At 33.0% G+C, this 6,457-nt stretch carries 6 protein-coding genes; 4 read left to right on the top strand and 2 right to left on the bottom strand.

Annotated elements, in window-relative coordinates; genetic code table 11:
* Nucleotides 1–105 precede the first annotated feature (105 nt).
* From F3G69_RS05745 to ftsZ, 4 genes are all read left to right on the top strand, one after another.
* Nucleotides 106–693, top strand: a complete 588-nt coding sequence (locus F3G69_RS05745) for a class II aldolase and adducin N-terminal domain-containing protein (protein WP_103600804.1) — start codon at nucleotides 106–108, stop codon at nucleotides 691–693.
* Between the two features lie 139 nt (nucleotides 694–832).
* Nucleotides 833–2,290 carry a peptidylprolyl isomerase gene (locus F3G69_RS05740; protein ID WP_149714652.1) on the top strand — a complete coding sequence of 486 codons (1,458 nt, stop codon included), beginning with the start codon at nucleotides 833–835 and terminating at the stop codon, nucleotides 2,288–2,290.
* Between the two features lie 6 nt (nucleotides 2,291–2,296).
* A complete protein-coding gene (gene ftsA / locus F3G69_RS05735) occupies nucleotides 2,297–3,724 on the top strand; it encodes a cell division protein FtsA (RefSeq protein ID WP_103600806.1) in 1,428 nt (475 codons plus the stop codon).
* Between the two features lie 14 nt (nucleotides 3,725–3,738).
* Entirely contained in the window at nucleotides 3,739–4,878 is a 1,140-nt protein-coding gene (gene ftsZ / locus F3G69_RS05730; protein ID WP_072594923.1) for a cell division protein FtsZ, read from the top strand.
* 90 nt (nucleotides 4,879–4,968) lie between these two features.
* On the opposite strand, the gene F3G69_RS05725 is transcribed toward ftsZ, so the two are convergent.
* Complete coding sequence (locus F3G69_RS05725) at nucleotides 4,969–5,262, bottom strand: metal-sulfur cluster assembly factor (RefSeq protein ID WP_021091019.1); 294 nt, start codon at nucleotides 5,260–5,262, stop codon at nucleotides 4,969–4,971.
* Between the two features lie 3 nt (nucleotides 5,263–5,265).
* The gene (locus tag F3G69_RS05720) at nucleotides 5,266–6,456 is read right to left on the bottom strand and encodes a peptidase M50 (protein ID WP_103604402.1); all 1,191 of its coding nucleotides are present in this window, start codon (nucleotides 6,454–6,456) and stop codon (nucleotides 5,266–5,268) included.
* Nucleotide 6,457: the final 1 nt, after the last annotated feature.

The raw sequence follows: 6,457 nt of genomic DNA, 5'->3' as shown, positions 1-6,457 counted from the left end.
GTGTGGAAAATTTATCGAAATTTTACTTAAAAAGCTATCATTACACAAAATTTTACATAAATTTTAAGATAGCTTAAATATAATCGCTTAAATGTAGGAGAAAAAATGGAGCTAGAACACTCAATAAATGAGATAAAAACGATATCACTTTCTATGTTTAGAAAGAATTTTTTTGGCGTCTTTCACGGCTCGATTTCGGCAAGAGTCGAAAAAAATCAATTTATAATCAATAAACAAAATGCCATTTTTGATAATTTAAAAGATGATGACTTGACGCTTCTTTCATCAAAAAAAGACTATCGTTGGAATGAAGCTAGTCTTGATGCTGATATACACTTAAATATTTATAAAAATATAAATGAGGCAAGATTTGTTTGCTACGCGATGCCGCCATACGCAACTGCCTACGCAATGAAACATGAAAAAATAGTACCGAAAGATTATTTTGGGTATATGAGATTTAATGAAATTTTAGTCTATGATCCAAAACAATATGACGACTGGTATGAGCGTGCAGAAACTGAAATTTATAGATATATGCTAGAAAAAAACACAAACATTATTATCATTAAAGGATATGGCATTTATGCCTACAGTAGAAGCCCTCAGCTTCTTGCAAAAGAGATAGCTTTGATAGAAAATAGCTGCAAATTGCTTCATTTAACTAGTGGTTATAGCGATTATAGTATTTAAAAATTTTGCTAACAATGCTAAAAAATTGTTAGCAAAATTCTTTACAAAGGTATTTTTAAAGCCCCTATTTTAAGCTTATTTAAGGCAATTTTATATAATATATCATACAAATTTCGTTAGTCTTTTAAAGGAAAATTTAATGTTGTCTTGGATGCAAAAACATAAAAAATACCTAGTTGTTACCATTTGGGTAAGTACAATAGCCTTTGTTGGAGCAGGCTTTGTAGGCTGGGGAGCATATGATTTAAACAGCAATCGAGCCACTTCAGTAGCAAAAGTAGGACACAGAAATATAAGCATTCAAGAACTGCAACAAAAATACGATAGTTTATATCAATACTACAATAATCTTTTTGATGGCAAATTAACTCAAGAAAAGGCTAATGAGTTAGGATTACAAAATGCTGCACTTCAGGCTACAATTCAAGAGAATTTACTATTAAATTTTGCAGACGATATAGGTCTTATTGTTAGCAAAGATGATATTTTAAAATATATAATCGTTGATCCAACATTTCAAAAAGATGGTGCTTTTGATAAAAATTTATACTACGATATTTTAAGAAGAGCCAGAATAAATCCAACTGATTTTGAAGAAAATTTAAAACTAACAATACTACTTGATAAACTTAGAACTATTTTAAATTTACCAGCCAGCAAAGAAGACATTGCAATGATGGAAGCAAGCTTTTTTATGCAAGACAAATTAGCAATACAGATAATAAATGCTAATCAAAGTGATATAAAAATAGATGAAAAAGAGCTAAAGAATCTTTGGGAAACAAATAAAAACAACTATATGACAAAGACCATATACGGTCTTGAAACATACTTTATAGAGTCAAACAAAAATGATGTAAATCAAACTACTTTGAGTGACTACTACAACGAAAACAAAGAGAGATACAAAGGCTCTGATGATAAAATCAAATCATTTGACGAAGTAAAGACTGAAGTTGTCAAAGACTACAATATTGAGAAAAGCAAGACTGATGCTTTAAAAAAATATACCTCTATCAAAAAAGCTGAGCTTGCAACAAATGAATTTGTTAGTATAAATGAAGATAATGCAACATTCTCGCTTGATGAAATAAAAGGTGCAAAAGTTGGTGAGGTTATAAAACCATTTACATATAAAGATGGATATTTGATAGTTAGGGTAAAAAGCATAAATCCTCCACAACCTATGAGTTTTGAACAAGCAAGAGCAATGGTACTTGAAATTTACAAAGATAAAAAGAAAAAAGAAAACTTAACAACCATAGCAAAAGAGTCTTTACAAAATTTCAAAGGTACTGATATAGGCTTTATCAGTAGAGATATAAATATCTCTATCTCAGGACTAAATGAAAGTGAAACTAGAGCTTTTGTTTCTCAACTTTTTGAAACTAACAATAAAAAAGATTATGTTATATTAGAAGATAAGGCCGTTATATACGATATTTTGGAACAAAGGTTGCTTGTAGATAATATAGATAATAACTATAAACAAATAACACAGCAAAACGTTACAATGCTTAAAAATAATGAGTTAATAAAAGATTTAACAAACAAACTTAAAAAATACTATGAAATTAAAGAATATATCAAAAGGTAATTTATCTTGAGTACAAAAATTTTAGGTATAGATATCGGCTCTTTCCAGATTTGTGCAGTAATAGCACAACATGATGAAAATGGCATTAAGATAATTGGAATTGGAACTGAAAAAACACAAGGAATAAGAAAAGGCGTTATAACCAATATTGAGCAAGCTGCAAAATCTATAAAAAATGCATTAGTAGAAGCACAAAGGGTTGCGGGAACACGCTATGAAAAAGTCATAGTTTCTATTTCTGGTGCGTATACAAAAAGCGTTGACAGTAGCGGTGTAGTAAATATACCAAATCATGAAATAGGCATAAAAGAGATTGAGCGTGCTATGCAAATGGCCGATCATACGGCTGACATACCTCATGAATATGAAAAACTACATGTTCTTCCTTATAATTTTAAAGTAGATGGGCAAGAACATATTGAAGATCCAATAGGCATGAATGGTAGTAGGCTAGAAGTTCAAACACATATTGTTACGGTACAAAAGTCATCTATTAGCAACCTAAGAAAAGCCGTAAATTTAGCAGGCGTCCAACTAGATAATATAGTCCTTTCAGGATATGCTTCTGCAATAGCAACATTAACAAAAGATGAGAAAGAGCTTGGTGCTGCACTTGTTGATATGGGTGGTGCTACTTGTAATCTTGTGGTACATTCTGGAAATTCTATAAGATACAACGAATTTTTACCTGTCGGCTCAGCAAACATTACAAATGATCTTTCTATGGCTCTGCATACACCTCTTCCAAAGGCAGAAGAGATAAAATTAGGTTATGGTGCTTTAATAAATAAGTCAGTTGATCTAATAGAGCTCCCGATCCTTGGAGATGAAACAAAAAGCCACGAAGTTTCACTAGACATAATATCAAATGTTATATATGCCAGAGCAGAAGAAACCCTTATGGTACTTGCTAAAATGCTAGAAGATAGCGGATATAAAGATAGCATTGGTGCTGGAATAATACTTACTGGCGGTATGACTAAGTTAGAAGGCATTAGAGATCTTGCATCCGCAATATTTGACAAAATGCCAGTTCGTATAGCAAAACCAAAAGAAATGGATGGATTATTTGAAATTTTAAGAGATCCAGCAAATTCTTGTGCTATAGGGCTTTGTTTGTATGGTGCTGGCAACTTTAGCCCATACGAGATTGATTCTGAGAAAAAAATGAGATACCAAGGGGAAATAGCCTCAAAACCGAAAGCAAATTTTAGAAATGTTTTTGCAGAAGAAGAAAACGTACAAAATTTTGGACAAGAGATGCAGGATCCAAATGAAAAAGAGGATAGTTTTTCTGATAAAGATTTTGAATTAGAGGTAGCAAATAAATCAAAAAGCAAAGAAGAACTTGCCAATATTGCAGATATTAGTAAACAAGAAAAAAAGCCAAATGCTTTTGCAAAATTTTGGTATAGTATTACACAATTATTTTAAGGAGAATTTCAAAAATGAGTAGCTTCACAGTAGAAGAAAATAAAAGCATCTATGGTGCAAAGATAAAGGTCGTAGGTGTAGGTGGAGGTGGTGGCAATATGGTCAACCATATAATAAGAGTTAATCCAAATTTAAATATAGATCTTATTGTTGCTAATACAGATGCTAAGGCTCTTGAAAATTCTCTTGCACATACAAAAATACAGCTTGGAGAAAAGACAACAAAAGGTCTAGGTGCAGGCATGAGACCTGAAATAGGAAAAGCCGCTGCTGAAGAGAGCTACGATGAAGTAAAAAGTGCACTTGAGACATCAGATATAGTTTTCATTGGTACAGGACTTGGTGGTGGAACTGGTACAGGTGCAGCTCCAGTAGTTGCTCAAGCTGCAAAAGATATTGGTGCACTAACAGTTGCAGTTGTTACTATGCCTTTTATGTTTGAAGGAAAAAAACGTAGAAAATTGGCTGATTGTGGCCTTGAAGAGCTCAGGAAAGAAAGCGATTCTATTGTTGTCATTCCAAACGATAAACTCCTAACATTAATTGATAAAAATGCTGGCATAAAAGAAAGCTTTGAAATGGTTGATGAAGTGCTTGCAAGAGCCGTCAATGGTATGAGCACAATCGTGCTTGATTCAGGAAAAAGCGACATAAATCTAGACTTTGCTGATGTTAGAACGATTATGAGCCATAGAGGACTAGCTTTAATGGGTGTTGGCGAAGCAAGTGGCGAAGATGCAGCACAAGAAGCTATAAAAAATGCTATACAATCACCACTTCTTGATAATATGACAATAAATGGTGCATTTGGTATTTTAGTTCATTTTAGAATAAGCCCTAGTTGCCCACTAGCTGATATCAATAATGCGATGAGTATTATTCATGAGGCAGCAGATGAAGATGCTGAAATTATATTTGGTACAACAACTGATGATAAAATAGAAGACAATAAAGTTGAAGTTACAATAATAGCAACAGGTTTTCAAAGCTCACAAAAAGAAACTGAAAAAAAAGATGAAGTACAAACTTCTACTGCAAGCGATATCATAAAAAAAGAGCGTATATTAAGACTTAAAAAAGTTAGTGGTGGATATGACGAAGACTATATGTCACAACTTGATGTACCATCATTTATGCGCCATCAAATGGACTAATAAAAAAACAAACTCCTTAAAATTTCTAGAGAGCTTTTGCTCTCTAGCTTATTAGAAATTTACAAACCTTTAAATCCAAAAACTTAAAATTTAAACTCCAAGTTGGGCTTTTACAAAATCGCTTGCCATTTGTATATTCCACTCAGGCTCCCAGACAAGATCGATCTCACACTCTTTGACACCTTCTATATCAAGCACAGCAGTTTCTACCCAGCCAAGTATCATTTCGTGCAGTGGGCAAGATTTAGTTGAAAGCGTCATAGTAACTTTTGCTTTGCCATTTTCATCGCAGCTCGCATCGTATATAAGTCCAAGCGAAACGATATCAAAGCCAACTTCTGGATCAACGATATTTGACAGTGCGTTATAAATTTTTTCTTTCATTTTTTATCCTTTAAAACCAGTAAATCTAAAAATATTTATTATATTTATTGATAGTAAAACTACACTAAGAGCTATAAATATCATACCAGCTTGCACTAAAATTTCTAGTTCAAAGCAAGTTGAGAAAAGATAGCAAAGAAGCGAGATAGCATTAAAAGCTATACCAAAATAAGCTATCTTTTTTAGTATCATGGCATCAAGAAGTGGCACTTTTACCTTTCCAACAAAAGGTGCTACGTAGTGATACCATATGAGAAATGGTGCGATCTTGTAAAGATGAGCTACGATAAAAGCAAACAAAAAGCCATATATTAAAAAATATGCAGCTAAATTTAATTTATCCAAAGCTATAAAAACAGCAGCACCAAGTAAAGCCAGCAGTGAAAGTACGATATTTACATTCCAGTAATCATACGCCTTTCTAACGCGTTTTTTTAAAATATAAAGTGCTTGAGCTATAAAAAGTAAAGCTGCCACACATATTGACAAAACAGACAAATTTTCATTAAAAGCTAGTAAGATACCACCCAAAATATAGCATGCTAGTGAGGCCTTGCTAAGTGTAAATTTTAGATCGTGAGCCAATGCAAACATAGGCAAGAGTACGCTAGCAGCTCCAAGTATCACAAGAAATACAAATCCCAGCACAAAATAGACGTGAAATTTTAGCGTCATCTCAAAATCAAGCATCAGCGTGCCACTAAGCATCATAAGCAAGCAAAAACCAAGCGTTATTCCAATTACCAAAAAGATAGCTGAAACAAAAAGCGTAAAGGCCGCAAAGCTCTTTTTTTCATTATCCATAAAGCTTAATGCGTAAGTCGTAGCAAAAAAGGCAAGTGAGCAAAAAAGCAAAACTCCACTAATTTGTAAAATTTTAGCCTCAGCAAATAGCATCCCGTAACACATACCCAGCAACGATAGACAAAAAATAGCCAAATTTAAAATAGCACCTTTTGCTGTAAAAAATGGCTTTTCTAAGATGACTGAAGTTAGCTGATAGAGTGCTCCGATGATAATGCTCATAACAAAGCCAACAAAAAATATATGCAAAAAACCAGCTGTATTTAGTGAGCTGATAGCATCAAAATCTGCATAAAAGAATGCCGGCACACTTAATGCTAAAAAGAAAATCCCAGCAATAAAATATCCACCGACTAGCTTAAATGGTGGTGCATAAGTATTTAAAAGCATC

Origin of the sequence: Campylobacter concisus, from assembly GCF_902460625.1 — a bacterium.
Lineage (GTDB): Bacteria > Campylobacterota > Campylobacteria > Campylobacterales > Campylobacteraceae > Campylobacter_A > Campylobacter_A concisus_AD.
Note: the sequence above shows the minus strand (reverse complement) of the source record. Positions and strands in the feature narration are given on the sequence as shown.